General features: G+C 65.5%; 11 protein-coding genes. 5 read left to right on the forward strand and 6 right to left on the reverse strand.

Annotation, left to right across the window (positions count from 1 at the left end; all coding sequences use genetic code 11):
• Positions 1-34: 34 nt before the first annotated feature.
• Both RBA41_RS01410 and RBA41_RS01415 read left to right on the forward strand, forming a co-directional pair.
• A complete protein-coding gene (locus tag RBA41_RS01410; protein WP_306620259.1) occupies positions 35-802 on the forward strand; it encodes an N-acyl amino acid synthase FeeM domain-containing protein in 768 nt (255 codons plus the stop codon).
• The gene (locus RBA41_RS01415; RefSeq protein ID WP_306620261.1) at positions 789-2,480 is read left to right on the forward strand and encodes an FAD-binding oxidoreductase; all 1,692 of its coding nucleotides are present in this window, start codon (positions 789-791) and stop codon (positions 2,478-2,480) included. The genes RBA41_RS01410 and RBA41_RS01415 overlap by 14 nt, the downstream gene beginning before the upstream one ends.
• A gap of 64 nt (positions 2,481-2,544) precedes the next feature.
• On the opposite strand, the gene prsT is transcribed toward RBA41_RS01415, so the two are convergent.
• On the reverse strand, positions 2,545-5,328 hold the full coding sequence (gene prsT, locus RBA41_RS01420) for an XrtA/PEP-CTERM system TPR-repeat protein PrsT (RefSeq protein WP_306620262.1): 2,784 nt from the start codon (positions 5,326-5,328) through the stop codon (positions 2,545-2,547).
• 357 nt (positions 5,329-5,685) lie between these two features.
• Here prsT and RBA41_RS01425 point away from each other — a divergent pair, with 357 nt between their 5' ends.
• Positions 5,686-6,744 carry an SDR family oxidoreductase gene (locus tag RBA41_RS01425; RefSeq protein ID WP_306620264.1) on the forward strand — a complete coding sequence of 353 codons (1,059 nt, stop codon included), beginning with the start codon at positions 5,686-5,688 and terminating at the stop codon, positions 6,742-6,744.
• Positions 6,745-6,801: 57 nt separating this feature from the next.
• Here RBA41_RS01425 and RBA41_RS01430 read toward each other — a convergent pair whose 3' ends face one another.
• The 3 genes from RBA41_RS01430 to RBA41_RS01440 are packed head-to-tail and all read right to left on the reverse strand — an operon-like array spanning position 6,802 to position 11,340.
• Positions 6,802-8,181, reverse strand: a complete 1,380-nt coding sequence (locus tag RBA41_RS01430) for a SpoVR family protein (RefSeq protein WP_306620266.1) — start codon at positions 8,179-8,181, stop codon at positions 6,802-6,804.
• On the reverse strand, positions 8,178-9,347 hold the full coding sequence (locus RBA41_RS01435; RefSeq protein ID WP_306620268.1) for a DUF444 family protein: 1,170 nt from the start codon (positions 9,345-9,347) through the stop codon (positions 8,178-8,180). Before RBA41_RS01435 ends, RBA41_RS01430 begins: the two co-directional genes overlap by 4 nt.
• Positions 9,348-9,375: 28 nt before the next feature.
• Complete coding sequence (locus RBA41_RS01440; protein WP_306620269.1) at positions 9,376-11,340, reverse strand: serine protein kinase; 1,965 nt, start codon at positions 11,338-11,340, stop codon at positions 9,376-9,378.
• 235 nt (positions 11,341-11,575) lie between these two features.
• Between RBA41_RS01440 and RBA41_RS01445 the strand changes: the two genes are divergently transcribed.
• Both RBA41_RS01445 and RBA41_RS01450 read left to right on the forward strand, forming a co-directional pair.
• On the forward strand, positions 11,576-12,079 hold the full coding sequence (locus tag RBA41_RS01445; RefSeq protein ID WP_306620270.1) for a pyridoxamine 5'-phosphate oxidase family protein: 504 nt from the start codon (positions 11,576-11,578) through the stop codon (positions 12,077-12,079).
• 50 nt (positions 12,080-12,129) lie between these two features.
• On the forward strand, positions 12,130-13,326 hold the full coding sequence (locus RBA41_RS01450) for a DUF445 domain-containing protein (protein WP_306620271.1): 1,197 nt from the start codon (positions 12,130-12,132) through the stop codon (positions 13,324-13,326).
• A 31-nt stretch (positions 13,327-13,357) separates the two neighbouring features.
• Here RBA41_RS01450 and RBA41_RS01455 read toward each other — a convergent pair whose 3' ends face one another.
• Positions 13,358-13,666 carry a hypothetical protein gene (locus tag RBA41_RS01455; protein ID WP_099879018.1) on the reverse strand — a complete coding sequence of 103 codons (309 nt, stop codon included), beginning with the start codon at positions 13,664-13,666 and terminating at the stop codon, positions 13,358-13,360.
• A gap of 3 nt (positions 13,667-13,669) precedes the next feature.
• The gene (locus tag RBA41_RS01460; protein WP_306620272.1) at positions 13,670-16,000 is read right to left on the reverse strand and encodes a zinc metalloprotease; all 2,331 of its coding nucleotides are present in this window, start codon (positions 15,998-16,000) and stop codon (positions 13,670-13,672) included.
• Positions 16,001-16,035: the final 35 nt, after the last annotated feature.

A 16,035-nucleotide genomic window follows, 5' to 3' on the forward strand; every position in this document is an offset into this window, starting at 1 on the left:
CGGCACGCACGATCACGTGGAAGGAAAGAGAGCCATGTTTCAAGACGAGCTACCGATTGCAACGTTCGAGATGCCGGCGGGCTTACGCGAGCCGGACGGGGGCGTCGCCACGGCGACCGAGCCCGATCCGGGCCAGGCGATGCAGGAATTTCACATCCGCCTGGCCAACTCGGCGGGACGGCGCGAAGCCGCCAGCCTGCTGATCCGCAAGATGTACGGCTGGCGCGGCTATGCCTTCGAGCCCAGCCTGCATCACGACCCGCACAAGGTCACCCTGTACGCCGAGACGGGCGGGGTGCTGGTCGGCACAATGAGCCTGTGCCTGGACAGCGAATTCCGGCTGCCGGCCGATGACAATTTTCGCGACAAGCTCGACCTGCTGCGCAGCCAGGGACGGCGCCTGTGCGAACCGTCGCGCCTGGCGATCGACAAGGGCGTGACCAAGCGCGTGTTCGCTTCGCTGATCCATATCTCTTATCTGTACTCGCACAAGCTGCACGGATTCACCGATTACGTGATCGAGGTCAATCCGCGCCACGTGATGTTCTACAAACGCATGCTGGGCTTTAGCGACTTCGGCAGCGAGCGCCCGTGCCACCGGGTCGGCGCGCCCGCCGTGCTGCTGCGCCTGCCGCTGGCGGAGATGGGCGAGCAGATCCGCAAATGGGGCGGCCTGATGGAGCAGCATGGCGAGGAGCGCTCCTTCTATCCGTACTTCTTTCCCCAGCATGACGAGCCGGGCATTACCGCGCGCCTGAACGGCGGGTATCAGGCCAACGGAGGCCGCGATGCGTATTATTGAGGAACAAAAATTCCGACAAGAGCATCCCGATGCCGGCTGGAAGCGCGGCGTGCTGACGGCGCTGCGCCTCATCGTCGGCGCCGAGCACGCCGTCGACGACCCGGCCGCGCTGCGGCGCTACACCTGCAGCACGGCCGCGCGCAGCACCCTGCCGCTGGCGGTGGTGCGCCCGGGTTCGCAGGCCGAGGTGGTGGCGCTGGTGCGCCTGGCCGGGGAGCGCGCCCTGCCGCTGTATCCGCTCAGCACCGGGCGCAACTGGGGCTACGGCGACGCCTGCGCGGTGGGCGACGCCCAGCTCATCGTCGACCTGGGCAGGATGAACCGCATCGTCGACGTTGACGCCGAACTCGGCTACGCGGTGATCGAACCGGGCGTGACCCAGCAACAGTTGTCGGATTATTTGCACGGCGAAAAGCTGAACTGGTGGATCGATTGCACCGGTGCCGGCCCCGACACCAGCTTCATGGGCAATATCCTGGAACGCGGCTTCGGTCACTCGCCGTACGGCAACCGGCTGCAGCACGTGTCCGGCATGCAGATCGTGCTGGCCAGCGGCGAGGTACTGGCGACCGGCTTCGGCCACTATCGGCAGGCGCGCGCGACCCATCTGTTTCCTTACGGTGTAGGGCCGTTTCTGGACGGGATGTTCACGCAGTCCAATTTCGGCATCGTCACGCGCATCGGCATCTGGCTGCAGCCCGCCGCCGCCTGCGTGAACCATTTTCTGTGCACGATGTCCGACCATGAAGATATCGGTCCTGTGGTCGATGCACTGCGCCCCCTGCGCATGAACGGCACCCTGCGCAGCATTGTTCATATTGGCAATGACTTGCGCGTGATTTCGGGCGGGCGCGTGTTTCCCCGATCGCTGGCGCCGGACCGGTCCTGCCTGCCGCCGGCGGTGCGTGGCAACTTGCGCGAGGCGGCGGCGGTGGGCGCATGGACGGTGTCGGGGGCGCTGTACGGAAGTGCCGCGCAGGTGGCTGCTGCCCGCGCGGCAATCAAGGCGGCCTTGCGCGGCACGCGCGCGCGCACGGCATTCTTGAGCGAGCGCAAACTGCGCTGGGGCGCTGCCATGGCGAGGGTACTCGGATCGACGCGGGCGGGCTTGCGCTTGCGCGCGCAGGTCGGCCTGGGCGAGGCGCTGTTTGCCATGAATCGCGGCAAACCGAATGGGCGCTTCCTCGCCGGCGCTTACTGGCGCCGGCGCGAGGCGCTGCCGGCCGGCTTTCCGCACAAGGCCGATCCGGCACGCGATAACTGCGGCATGCTCTGGATTTCGCCGGTGCTGCCGATGCGCGGGAAGGATGTGCTGGACTTGCACGCGCTGGTCGAGCCGCTGTTCGCCGCGCACGGGTTTGATTTGTTCGTCACGTTCAGCATGATTAACGAACGCGCGCTGGGCGCGGTATTAACGATTGCCTACGACAAGGAGGATGCGGCCGAGGTGGCGCGCGCGAGGGAGTGTTACCAGGCAGTGTTCGACAGCGTGATGGAGGCAGGCTACATCCCTTATCGCGTCGGCAACCAGTCGATGGCTGCGCTCGATCCGGGCGGCGATGTGTACTGGAACACGGTGGCCCGGATCAAGGCAGCGCTTGACCCGGAAGGGCTGATCGCCCCCGGACGCTACGAGCCGGGCCGCGCGAAAGGGCTGGTGGCGGGTGGCGCGGGCTGAACGGATAGCTTGCCGTCCTTGTGAGGCCGCTCCACCGGCATGCCCGGCTGCGCACGGCCCGTGACTACAGCGTGCGCAACAGCGCGGCTGCCTGTTCGTGATGCGCTGAACGCTGCGGTTGCGCCAGCAAGCGCTCCAGTTCGCGCCGCGCTGCCCGTTTGTCGCCCGAGCGCGCCAGTGCCGTGCTGAAGTGGAAGTGGATATTCCCGGCTGCGGGCGCCAGCGCGCTGGCCTTCCGCAACAGGGGCAAGGCGCGCGCCAGATCGCCGCGTTCGGTGTAGATCCAGCCCAGGGTGTCGAGCACGGCAGGGTTTCCCGGCGCCAGCGCGTGAGCCCGTTCGGCGAAGGCTTGCGCGCGGCTGTCGCCGTTCTGCTGGCAAGCCCAGGCGAGGTCGTTGAGCGCGATGACATTGTCCGGCTCGACCTTGAGCACGGCTTCCAGATGGCCGATGGCAGCCTTGTAGTCGCCCGCGACGAGCTTGCTGCTGGCATAGTACAGCCGCGCCGGGACATCGGCGGGCCGGTCGCGGAACCAGTTGGCCATGCGGACATCGGCGTCGGCGGCGCGGCCGAGTTTGTTCAGTGCGCCGTGTATCTGGATCAGCAGAGCGCCATCGGACTGGCGTTCGAACGCGCGCTCCCACGCAGCGAGCGCGGCGGCGTGCTGGCCCTGGGCGGCGAGCGCGTCGCCTTCGAGCTTGTATCCGTTGGCCGATTCCGGTTTGCGCTGCTGGACACCACGGGCCAGCGCGCGCGCTTCGGCAAATTTTTGTTGCCTGAGCAGGATATTGAGCATGGTCATCTGTGCATCGAACAGGTTCGGGTCGATGGTGAGCGACTGGCGCAGGGAGGTGAGGGCGGCGTCATGGTCGCCCCGTTCCAGCTGCAGGCTTGCCATACGGACCAGCGGCATGGGCGAAGCCGGTACCAGTGCGGCGAGGCGCGAGTAAGCGTCGAGGGCCGCGCCCAGATCCTGGTTGAGCACGTAAATCTGGGCCAGCATGGCGGTCGCTTCGGGGCTGGCGGGATTGGCTGTTTCCAGCGTGCGCGCCAGCTGCAGCGCTTTGGCCTTGTTGCCCGCCCGCGCATACAGATCGGCAAGGCGCAATCCGAGCGGCAGGGCGTCGGGTTCGATCTCGCGGGCGCGCACGAGCCAGGCCACGGCATCGGCGGTTTTTCCCTCGCGCTGTGCCAGTCCGGCCAGCGCTTCAAGCAGCGCGCGGTTGCGTGGCGCGTTGGCGAGTGCGGCTTCGTAGCGCTTGCGGGCGTCGGCCGGTTTGCGCTCGGCCAGGTCGAGCTGCGCCAGGTTGGCCAGCGCGGGCAGATACAGCGGCTCGAGCGCCAGCGCGCGGTTGAAGCTGGCCCGTGCCAGGCTGGCTTCGCGGCGGGCCAGATAAACGCCGCCTTTCAAGTTCTGGACCAGCGGATTGTCGTCGCGCCGCTCCATTTCCTGCACGGTGGCAAGCGCCTTGTCCGTGTTCTTCGCCCGCAGATGCGCCATGACCAGCAGGATGCCGACGCGGGGCGCGTTGGCGTCGAGCGCGGCGGCGCGCTCCAGTTCGGCAACGGCGCGGCCGGTGTCGCCGCTGCCCAGACGGCTGAGCGCGAGCGAGGTCCGCAAGCCGGCGGCCTGGGGCTGCAGGGCGCTGGCCTGCTCGAAAAGGACGGTGGCGGCGCCGAACTGGCGCGCGCGCAGCCGCGCTTCGCCGGCCAGGGTCAGCAGTTCGACATCGTTCGGATGGTCGGCGAGCAGCGGCGTGAGCAGGTCGAGGGCGGCCTGGGGCGCATTCGCGCGCACCTGCAGCGAACTCATCAGCTTAGTGGCATACACATGGCGCGGATACGCCGCAAGAAACTTCTGCAGATGCTGTTCAGCCTGGCCGGTCGCGCCCAAGGCCGACTGCACCGCACCGGCCAGCAGAATCGCCGGGTAGTGGTCGGGCGCAACCCGCAAGACTTGCTGCACCGATTGCAGCGACGCCGCCAGTTTCTGCTCGCGGAAGTCGACCATGGCTTGCGCGTAGACGACCGCCAGGGACGCGCCGGCCACCTTGCGCGCCGCGGCAATGGCGTCGCGCGCGGCACTGAAGCGGCCGGCATCGAGGTGCAGATTGGCCACGTCCAGCCGGGCTTGTACATTGTGCGGCCGCTTGACCAGAATGCGCTCGTGCGCCGCCAGGGCCTGATCGGGCTTGCCGGCGGCGCGCAGCAAGTCGGCGTGAAAGCGCAGGCAATCGATATTGTCGGGATTGGCGGCAAGCGCGCGTTGCATCAGCCGCACCGCTTCGTCATGCTGGTTGGCGGCCACGGCCACGCGGGCCATGCCAAGCAGGGCATCCGGCAAGTCGGGATGCAGCGACAGCGCTTGTGCAAACAGCGCCGTGGCTTGGGCGGGATCGTCGGTCCCCAGCAGGGCATGGGCACGCAAGGCCAGGATCGCGGGACGCTGGGCCGGCGGCGCCGCCGGATCGACGTCGGCCAGCAGGCGCTCATACTGGCCCTGCATCAACAGCGCCTGGCCGATGAGCAAGGGGAGTTCAGGCAGGGCCGCACCGAGGTCGCGCGCGCGCCGCAACTCTTTTTCGGCCGAGGGGGCGTCGCCTTGCTCCAGGTAGACCTCGCCCAGCAGCAGGCGCGCGTCGCGGTCGGCACTATTTTTCTGTATTGCATTCTTGAGCACAATGACCGCCGCCCGCGCATCGCCCCTGGCGCGCAGCTCCCTGGCCTGCTTCAGCATGGCGGCAGGCTCGGTCTCTTTGCAGCCGCCGAGGAGGGTGGCGAACAGCAAGGCAAGGGCGACGGCAGTGGCGGCCAAGGGGCGCGGCCACCTGGATAAGTAGCGGGACATGACATTCTCCTGACGGGCCAGGGCACTGGCATCCCTCACAGGGTAGGGTGTCGGTACGGCAAGTCCTTGCGTCGCATCAACGTTTTTCGTTTGTGCGAATGACGGCCTCATCCGCATGAAGTTGCTGTAAATCAAAAGTTGACAGGCGGTGCTCCGTAGAATTTCTTTGGACGCCGTCGTGTTGCGGCCGTGCACTGCTTTGCAGAGTCCGAGTGTGCAAACGTGCGTTCCGCTGTTGCCGGCGCGGTTAGCCGGTTTCCCGATTATTGGCCTCGTGCCGGCCCCGGGCCGGAGCGACGCCGCAATACGCTGCAGACCGCGCCGCCACGGCGCGGTCTGCTCAGTCTGGAGACGTTGATGCCGAGCACCCCTGTAAATAGCCGCTATGAGCATGCCCTCGCCGGTCTGCGCGAGACGCAGCATCACTGGCTCATCACCGGCGTGGCCGGCTTCGTCGGGTCGAATCTGCTGGAAACGCTGCTCCGGCTTGGCCAGCGCGTCACCGGGCTCGACAACCTGATGACCGGCTACCGCGCCAACCTCGCCCAGGTGCGCGCCCTTGTGCCGGCGCACGCGTGGGCACGTTTCGACTTCATCGAGGGCGACATCCGCTGCCTGGACAGTTGCCGGCGCGCCTGCCGGGGCGTCGATATCGTGCTGCATCAGGCGGCGCTGGGTTCGGTTGGCCGCTCGATCGCCGATCCGATCCTCACCAGCGACGTCAACCTGATCGGTTTCCTGAACATGCTGGTGGCCGCGCGCGACGCCGGCGTGCGGCGCATCGTGTACGCGGCCTCGAGCGCGACCTATGGCGACCATCCCGGCTTGCCCAAGGTGGAAGACCATATCGGTCGCCCACTGTCGCCGTATGCGCTGACCAAGCACGTCAATGAAGTGTATGCGGAGATGTTTGCCCGCTGCTACGGTACCGATGCGATCGGCCTGCGCTACTTCAATGTGTTCGGCCCGCGCCAGGACCCGCGGGGCGAGTACGCCGCCGTCATTCCCCAGTGGTTCGATGCGATGATCCATAACCGCCCGCTGCGCATCAACGGCGATGGCGACAGCAGCCGGGATTTTTGCTTTGTCGACAATGCGGTCCAGGCGAACCTGCTCGCCGGCCTGGTGGACGATCCGGCGGCCGTGAACCAGGTGTACAACGTGGCGGTTAACGCGCGCACCAGCCTGAATGAACTGTTCGCCCTGATGCGTGCGCTGCTGGCCGGGCGATTTCCGCACATGGAAGGCTACCAGCCGGAATACGGCGCGTTCAGGGCGGGCGACGTGCGCCACTCGCAGGCCGATATCTCAAAAGCTGCGCGCCTGCTCGGCTACCACCCGACGCACCGTCTGGAAGACGGCTTGCATGAGGCGCTGGAATGGTATGTCGCCCATACGGGTGCGCCAGTAACATGAATGGAATGTCGCCCCGGCGCACTCGCTGTTGACGCGCGTGGCCGGATCACATCATCGTCAGAGTTTTCGCGCCGGCAGCACACGCACCACCCCGCGGAAGTCGACGGTGTGCAGCGTCACCGGGCGGCGCCATACCCTTTTCACGTAGTCCATCACGGTCTCCGCCTGCGGCAGTTCGAGGCCACGCCCGTCGCGCAGGTAATCGTGGTGCAGGGCCAGCGCGCCGTCGGGCCCGACCTGGCTGACCGCGATGCACGGCGCGCCATAGTTGAATTTCGGCGCCAGAATCGCCTCGCGGATCTGGTGAATGTCGCGGCTGGCAATCCTGGGGTCGCCATCCTGGCGCGTTTCATAGACGAAAAGGTCGAGCTTGTCGGCCAGCTCCTTGTCCAGGTAATTGCGCACGAAGCCAAAATCGTCTTCCTCGCGGCAAATCCGGCGCGCCTGCTCCAGGCCGTGCTTGTCGATGATGTGTTCCCACAACGAGAAACCGAGGTGGTACGGGTTGAGCGACAGCGCAAGCTGCTGGCCGCTGGCGAACGGGCGCACCACATCCGAATGCGATTTGATTGCCGATACGTACAGATCGTGCGGCAGGAAGGTGGCCTCGCGCAGCAGCCGGGCGTGCCAGTACGAGGCCCAGCCTTCATTCATGATCTGGCAGGCATGGATCGGGTGGAAGTAATAGGCTTCCTCTCGCACTGCCAGGAAAATGTCGCGTTCCCAGTCTTCCATCTCGGGCGCATACTGGGCGATGAACCACAGCAGGTCGTATTCGGGCTGGGGTGGCAGGGGCGTTCGTTGTGGCGGATCGTTGCGCGCCGGTTCGACATGCTCGCCGGGCAGCCGCGCGAAGCGGTCGTGGAAGTGATTGACTTCCGGACCGGTGCGCGGAGTGACGAATTCGGGATAGCGCGGCCGGTGCAGCGCTTGATTGATGTCGATATGCGTTTCGAGCGCAAGCGCGGCATCGAGCACCGCTTCGACCCGATCCTGTCCATGCGCGCCAAGCGCGCGTTCGAGGCGATGCGCCCGGGCCGCGCTTTGTTCGAGAATCTGGCCGCCCGCCATCGCCATGAAACGCGAAAACAACTGGTTGTTCTTGGCGAAATCCGCGTGGCCCAGCACATGCGCGGTGACCAGCGTATTTTCGGCCAGGGAGTTTTGCTCAAGCATGAACGCGTGGCAGGGGTCGCCAGGGAACATGACTTCAAATATTTTCGAGTGGCCCATGTGCTGGCGCACCAGCTGGTGAATGTAGCGTACGCCAAAGGACCAGTGCCGCATCCGGACAGGCAAACCATAAACAGCAATCTCGACCATAAAATTGCCGGGCACCAGATCGAAGTTGACCGGATAGAAATCCATGCCGAGTTCGATCGCCAGCGCTTCCAGGCGCGCGGAGTAGTCGGCAAGCATGGCGCTGGCATCGCTCATGGCGCTGCCTCCTTGGCCGCGTGCTCGCCTTCGCTGACAAAGAACTTGCGCAAGGCGCTCCAGACATCGTCCGGATTGCTGAGGACGGTGCTGCCGATGGCGACGCCGCGCCGTTGCAACTCATTGCACAGGCGCCGCATCTCGGTTTCCAGCGTGCGCGGCGCGCCAGGCAAGGTTTCGATGTAACCGGTGTAGTTCAACAGCTTGCCCAGTTCGGTCAGGGCGGCGCTGGTCGCGGTGCGGTCTTCGGTAAAATTTTCGCCATCGGATGCGTAGAACATATAGAGATTGTTTTGCGAAGGGTCGAGCTCGGTGCGTATCAGGTCCAGCACCAGGCGAAAGGCACTCGACGCCATCGTGCCGCCGGTGCCGGAGACCTGGAAGAACTCGCTCTCGGTAAATTCCCAGGCGTGGGTGGTATGGGCGATGAAGCGCGTTTCGACGCGGGCATACTGGCGCCGGATGCCTTGCAGCGCGAAGAAAAAGAAGGACTTGGCGAGCTTGCGTTCATGTTCGCTCATGCTGGCCGAGACATCGATGACGAACAGGATGGTCGCGCTGGTACTCGGGCGCAGCCGGGACACCAGTTGCCGGAAGCGCAGGTCTTCGTTGGTGAAGGGCACCGGATCGGCCTGCACGGCGCGCCGCTTGATCGCTTCCTTGACGGTACGGCGCCGGTCCAGGCGCGAGCGGGCGCCGCGCTTGTCCCAGCCTTCGCGCACCAGTTCCACCTCGTCGATGCGCGCGCTGTTCCTTGGCTTGAGCTCGGGCAGTTTCAGCTCTTCCCACACCCAGTCCATGACGTCGTCGATCGGCAATTCGAGCAGCAGCCGCACTTCGCCCTCCCGGTTGCCGCCTTCGCCCGGCGTGCCGCCATCGTCCCCTTGCTCCGGCGAACCGGGCTGCAGCACATCGCCCGGCTTGCCCACGCCCTGGCCGGCCCCGGTCTGGCTGCGGCTGTCGGCGAGGCGGAAGCGGGCGTGTTCGAGCAGGCGCACCGGCACCTGGACAGTGCGTTCCCGCGGACCGGTGATCAGGTCGGGACCGGCAATGAGCTCGGGCAAGTGGCTCTGCACGGCGTCGCGCACCTTGTCGTTGTGGCGCAGCCAGTCGCGCGCTCCGCGCGAGAACAGGTCGTACCATGCCGTGTTGATTGTCGCCGTCACGCCATCTCTCCATCTCTCCAGGACCCGGCTATTCTTGCGCCAGCAGGGTCGTTACATAGTTCAGCGCTTCGCGCGCGCTGTGGCTGTCGTAGCCGTATTCATCGACCAGCCGCTTCTCGACGGCGGAAATCTTGGTGCGGATGTCGTCGTCGGGACGCTTGGCCGAGCTGACCAGCCGCAGCACATCGCGCCGCTGTTCAAACAGATATTGCTGTACCGCGTCGTTCAGTTGAAGATGGCTTTCCAGGCTGAACCTGGTGCCGCGCTTGTAGGCGCCCATCGCCTTGCGCACGACTTCCTGCCGGAACGATTGCTTGCCGGATTCCGAAATATGGATCTTTTCCTCGACCGCGCGCAAAAAGCGTTCGTCTGGCCGCCGCTCTTCATTGGTGATCGGGTCCTTGATCTGGCGGTTGTCGAGCATGGCTTCAACCTCATCGAGATACTTGTTGAGCAAATCCTGGGCTTCCTGCTCGAACGAGACGAACAGCGCCTTGTGCACGTCTTCCTTGACCCAGCGGTTATAAAAATCCTTGCGCGTCAGCACCAGGTAATCGACCCATTTGCGCTTTTTCCTGGGGTCGATGCGGGCATCGCTCTCGATGCCATCTTTCAATGCCAGCAGCACGTCCATGGTCGACAGGCTCTTGCGGTTGGACTGGATGATGGCGTTCGACAGCGCATTGATCACGAAGCGAGGCGAGACGCCGGCCAGCCCCTCGTCCGGCGCCTTGTCCTTTTCTTTGACACGCCGGACATCGCCGCGGTTCACGCCTTCGACTTCTTCGTTGGCGTGAATGCGCACTTTCTTGACCAGCTCCACGTCTTTCTCGTCGCCATCCTGGATGCGGCTCAGGATGGCGAACACGGCCGCCGCATGCAGCACATGCGGGTCGAGGTGCACGTCGCGAAACGCCGGCGCCGCCGACGAAATGAGTTTTTTGTAGATGCGCGCTTCCTCCTTGTAGTTGAGCGTGTAGGGCACCTGGATGATGACCATGCGGTCGAGCAGCGCTTCGTTTTCGCTCTCTTGCAGGAATTTGCGGAACTCGGCCAGGTTGGTGTGCGCCAAAATGGTTTCGTCGAGGTAAATGAGCGGAAAGCGCGACACCTTGACATTCTTTTCCTGGGTCAGGGTGAGCAGCAGGTACAGGAATTCGCGCTTGACCTTGAGGATTTCGATCATTTCCAGCACGCCGCGGCTGGCCGCGTACACGGCGCCCGACCACGACCAGGCGCGCGGATCGCCCTCGTCGCCGTACTGCGCCACCTTGGACAGGTCGACCGAGCCGACCAGATCGGCCAGGTCGGCCGTGGTGGGGTCGTGCGGGGCGTAGGTGCCGATGCCGCTGCGCCCGGATTCGGACACGAAGAAGCGTTCGACCGGCATCTGCATGAAGTCGCCGGCGTACTGGTCTTCCAGCCGCGCGCGGCAATGCGGGCAGACTTCGCCGCTGATCTCGATGCCGTACGTGTTGCGGCAACTGGCGCGCATGGTGTGCGGCACCAGGTGCAGGGGCGACTCGTGCACCGGGCAGCCGGCGATGCCGTACAGCGCGCCCTCGTCGGTGTGGCTGTACTCTTCCAGAGCGCGCTTGAGCAAAATCACCAGGGTCGACTTGCCGCCCGAGGGCGGTCCGAGCAGCAAGAGCAGGCGGCGTCCGACCTCGGAACCGGCGGCGGCCGCCTTGAAGTAGTCGACCACCCGGTCGATGGCGTCGTCGATGCCGAACAGGTCTTCGCCGAACAGGCGGCAGCGGAAGTGGCCGTCGCCCTCTTCGGCACAGGTGGCGCGGATCATGTCCCAGATGTATTGGTGCGAGCTGCGCGCAACCTGATGCGGCGCGCGCGGCAGCACCTGTTCCATGAACTGGGCGAACGTGCCCGACCAGTGGCCAGCCCGGTGCTGGCGCGTGAAGAGGCCCAGGCTCTCGATGAATGAGGCATGCGGGTCCTGCGCGGTCGTCACTGGGTCGTCGCCGGAAATACTCACGTTGGCTCCTTGTTGGTCTTTTTTTAGTATCAGCGCGCGCTCAACGCGCAGACTGATACACATCAATGTGCGTCAGTGAACCTATGGAGAGTTTTTCGAGCTGATGTGTTGAACCGCATCTGACCCGTTGATCCGGCCATCGTGCGAGGTAAGTTCGCTTGCGCACAGAAGTGCTCGACCATTGCGATTACGATATAGTTTCTTAATAACCTAGAACAGCGTGAAGGAAAAGCCCATGTCAGCATTTACCCATTCCGATCAAGTGGCTGAACTCAGGTCCAAGGTCAAGTCGATTCGCTTCGCCATGTTCACCACCGTCAACGAGCAGGGGCGCCTCATCAGCCGCCCGATGACCAACCAGGAAACCGACAACGACGGCAACCTGTGGTTTTATACGTCGACCGATACCGAGCTGTGGGAAGACATCGTGTCGCGCCCGGAAGTGAACGTCAGCTTCGCCGAGCCGGAAGACCATGTGTATGTCTCGGTAAGCGGCCGCGCCGAGCGCATCGTCGACCGCGCCAGGATCAAGGCCATGTGGAACCCGGCGGTCCAGGCCTGGTACCCGCACGGTCCGGATGATCCGCATGTCGTGCTGGTGCGCGTTGTCTCGAGCAGCGCCGAGTACTGGGATTCCAGCGCCGGCAAGGTGGTCAGCCTGTTCGAGATGGCCAAGGCCGTGCTGACCGGCACGACTCCCGACGCCGATCCGGGCGAACACGGCAAGATCAAGCTCTGAGCCAGTTCCACTCCGTGCACGAAAGCGAGCAGCAGGCCCGGCTGACGCGCATGCGTCTGATCGCCACCGGCCTGCTGGTGGCGATGGCCGTGCTGTTTGTCGTCGCGCGCCTGCTGGAGCCGCGCCACGCGGCCTTCGCCTTCGTGGGCGCGTTCGCGGAAGCGGCGATGGTCGGCGCGATTGCCGACTGGTTCGCCGTCACCGCCTTGTTCCGCCATCCGCTGGGCTTGCCCATCCCGCATACCGCCATCATTCCCATGAATAAGGAAAAGATCGGCGAAAATCTGGGCAATTTCCTCGAAACGAATTTCATGAGCTACGACGTCGTGCATGCCGAACTGGTGCGCATCGACTTTGCCGGCTCGGCCGCGCACTGGCTGGCGCAGCCCGCCAACAGCCGCGCCGTGGCCGACCAGGCCGTCAGCGCGGTGCCGGTGCTGCTGCGCATGATCGACGACAAGGACGCCGCCGGCTTCCTGCGCGAAGCCCTCGCCGGCGCGCTGGAAGACGTCAAGCTAGCCCCCATCCTGTCACAGGTCTTGTCGGTGCTGGTGGCCGGGCGCCAGCACCATGTGTTGCTGGAGCGTTTGCTCGGGATCGTCTCCGGCGCGCTCGAATCGCACCGTCCGTATATCCGCCAGAAGGTGCACGAGCACAGCCCGCGCTGGCTGCCCCGGGCGATCGACGAGAAATTCTACGAACGCCTGATGGAAGGGGTGCAAAATACCCTGGAAGAAATCCAGGGCGAAGACAGCGAATGGCGCGTGCGTTTCCAGGCTGCCACCGAAGAGCTGATCGACAACCTGGCCCATTCACCCGAGTACGAAGCCAAGCTGCGCGGCCTGCTGGAAAGCAGCCTGAGCCATCCGCTGTTCCGCACCTACGTCGGACAGGTGTGGGAAGACGTGCGCGACCGTTTGCTGGCCGATGCCGAATCGGAAGATTCGCAGTTGTCCGCGCACCTGCAATCGGCGCTGCAAGCCTTCAGCCGCGCGCTGGAGCGCAATCCGGCGATCCAGCAGCGCATCAACGACTGGCTGCGCACCTTCGCCGCCGAGACCATCGTGGCCAAGCGCGAGCTGATCATCGCCCTGGTGCGGCGCGTGATCCGCAGCTGGGATGCGGAAACGATCGCGCGCAAGTTCGAGCTGCATGTCGGGCGCGATCTGCAGTACATCCGCATCAACGGCACCATCGTCGGCGGGCTGGTGGGCCTGGCGCTGCATAGCGTGTCGCTGCTGTTTTAGTACTGGCGCGCGGCGCCTGGCCGCGCGCCGCTTACTCCGCCACCACGCTGAAGAACACTTCCCCCTCGTAATGATCATCCCAGTCGCCCGACCAGTCGCGCAGGCCGAAAACGGCGTGCACGTTAACCCGGCGCGGCGCCAAAGGATCGATCTCCGTTTCCAGGCGTATTTCCAGATTGCCGAAATGGTGGTCGTCGCGCGGCGAAAACGCCGCATCGAAGCCGATCAGCAAGGCTGTGGCCTGCGTCACCGCCGTCGGAAACACAACTTCCGTACTTTCGCGCCGTGGGCCTTCGTTGCGCCTGCGGTTGAACGCGATATTGCCGTTGAGGATTTGCATGGCTTACTCCTTTGCGTCGTGAGAGGAAGGCTGCTTCAGATGCAGCAGGAATTGCCCGCCGCGCCGTACTTCGATGTCCCAGTTCTGGCTGCCCGGTCCGTGGCCGGCGTCGAGCATTACCGTACTGATCGTGTGAAACCCCGGACTGAGCGCACGCAGGTCGAGCGTGCCGCCGCGTCCGATTTCGGTGCCGCGATGGTCGTACCAGAACACCCGGGAGGCGGGCAGGGCCGCCCCACGCCCGGTGCGGACGCTCGCGCGCAGCAAGGCCGGAATCGCGACGGTGCCACTGGCCGCCGAGGACATGCCGGCCAGTCCGATCGTCACGCGCGCGGCGCGCAGGATGGGCGAGGGCGCCAACTGGCCTTCCCAGCGCACTTCGCCAGTGGCAATGCCGCTGCTGGCCAGCACCCGGATGCCGACCGCCTGCTGGCGCCCGAACACCCATTTCGGCACTGTCAGCGAGTTCGCGGTGGTGCGCGGTGCCAGCCCGCGCCAGGTGCCCGCGGCGTCGCGCCACTGCACCAGATACCAGAGCGGTTGATCGGCGGCGGCGCTCCAGCGCAGGCTCAGCGATGGCGCCAGCGCATCGGCGGCGCCGTCCACGACCAGTTCGAGCGGCGGCGCTTCGCCGATCTCGCGCTCGAACACCGGTTCGCCGCATTCGTAGATCACCAGCCGGGTGGCGGCCGGATCGAAGCCGATCGCTTGCCGTATGCGCAGCGGAAATGCGTCGTGCGCGCAGGCGCAGGCATCTTCATGCGCGGAGGCAAACAGGCAGGCATGCTTGAGCATATTGCCTTTGTCGTCCTGCAATTCGACCTCGAAGCTGGTCGGCATCGTCCCCAGCGGCTGCGGATAGGCGGGAAAATGAAAGGCCGGGCCCAGCCGGACCGCGCGCTTGCGCGTGATGCTCATGACCAGGAACAGCTGCGGCGTCTTGATCTTGATCCAGTCGCCGCGGTCCTCGTCGATGCGGCCGGCGGCGGCCGGCGATGGGCCGGCGACGGCCGGTATGCGGCTCAGCAGGGCCTTGTAGGTGTATGGACTGATCCACTTGTTGCCGGAGTAACCCATGATGTCGTGTGCGCTGGCGGGATCCTTGATGCTGCCGTCGGCGGTATCGACGCCGAACTCGCCGATGCTGTCGGAGTCGTATCCGCTGTAGCGTGGATAATCGTCGTCGGTATTGCGCGGCGTGGCGCAGCGCGTCACGTTGTCGCAGGGTGCGTGGTCGCGGCCCAGTGCATGGCCGAGCTCGTGGGCCACGGTGGCGCCGCGTCCGCTGCGCGCCACCGCGGCGCCGCCACCGCCGCAGCCGCCCACCGAGCCGGTGCGCACGCCCGTGTTGTACAGGCCGAGCACGATGTCTTCCGAATCGCCGCGCAGCTCGGCCACGGCGTCGAGCAGGTCGTCGAACTTGTCGCAGCCCTCGTTGATGTCGGACTCGATTTCTTCATCGTAGTTCATGGTCACGAAGCTGGTGATGCTCACTTGCGGAATCGGGAACAGCTTTTCGGTCGTCATCACCGTATTGACGAAGTCGACCAGGACCGGCGCGGCCAGGGAGGCCGGGGTGGCGCCATCGTTCACGTCCGGCCCGGTGTAATTGATGCCGACCGCCATCACCGGCAGCGCCGGAATGGCCTCGAAGGCCAGGGTGCGCTCGAACGTGGCCGAGAACTGGGTCGGGTCGAACGCGGAAAATACCCGGGCGCGCAGGGTCACCGTGCCCACCGAGCGTTCCTGCGCAATGATGAACGTCAAGGTATGGCCGGCCTGGCCGCGCGCAATCTGCGCGTCGCGCCGCGGCACGACCGGGGCCAGCGGGGTGAGCGTGACCGTGCCGCCGGGGCCCGTCACGTCGAGCGTGCCGGTCAGGCTGGGGATGGGCGCCAGGCCGGAACTGGCGTCGTAGTCGACGTACAGGCGCACGGCGGTCGGCTTGTCGGCCACCAGCCGGATCGAGTTGTCCGGAAACACGTTCGCGCTGTTCAGATGCGCGCTGCTGCGAAAGTGCTGGATGACCTGGCTGATCTCGGCGTCGACGATGATCAGGTCGCCGCGCGGATTGCCCGGCGTCGGCGGCGTGACCCGCTCCAGCTCGGCCAGCACGACGAACTGCAGGTTGCCGCTGTAATCGTCATCCCACTCGTTGGACCAGTCGCGCAGGCCGAAGGTGGCGCCGACCAGCACGCGCGTGTCGTCGGCCGGATCGATGGTGGCGCTCAGTTCGACGGTCAGGCGCCCGAAGTGGTGGTCGCCGTCGTCGAACGTGGCCGAGTAGCCGGCCATGCCGGCGGTGGCGCGCAGCACCCGCCGCGGAAACACCACGGCCGTTTCCGCCGTCTGCGGTCCCTCGTCGCTTG

It is taken from the genome of Massilia scottii, assembly GCF_030846495.1.
GTDB classification, from domain to species: domain Bacteria; phylum Pseudomonadota; class Gammaproteobacteria; order Burkholderiales; family Burkholderiaceae_D; genus Telluria_A; species Telluria_A violaceinigra.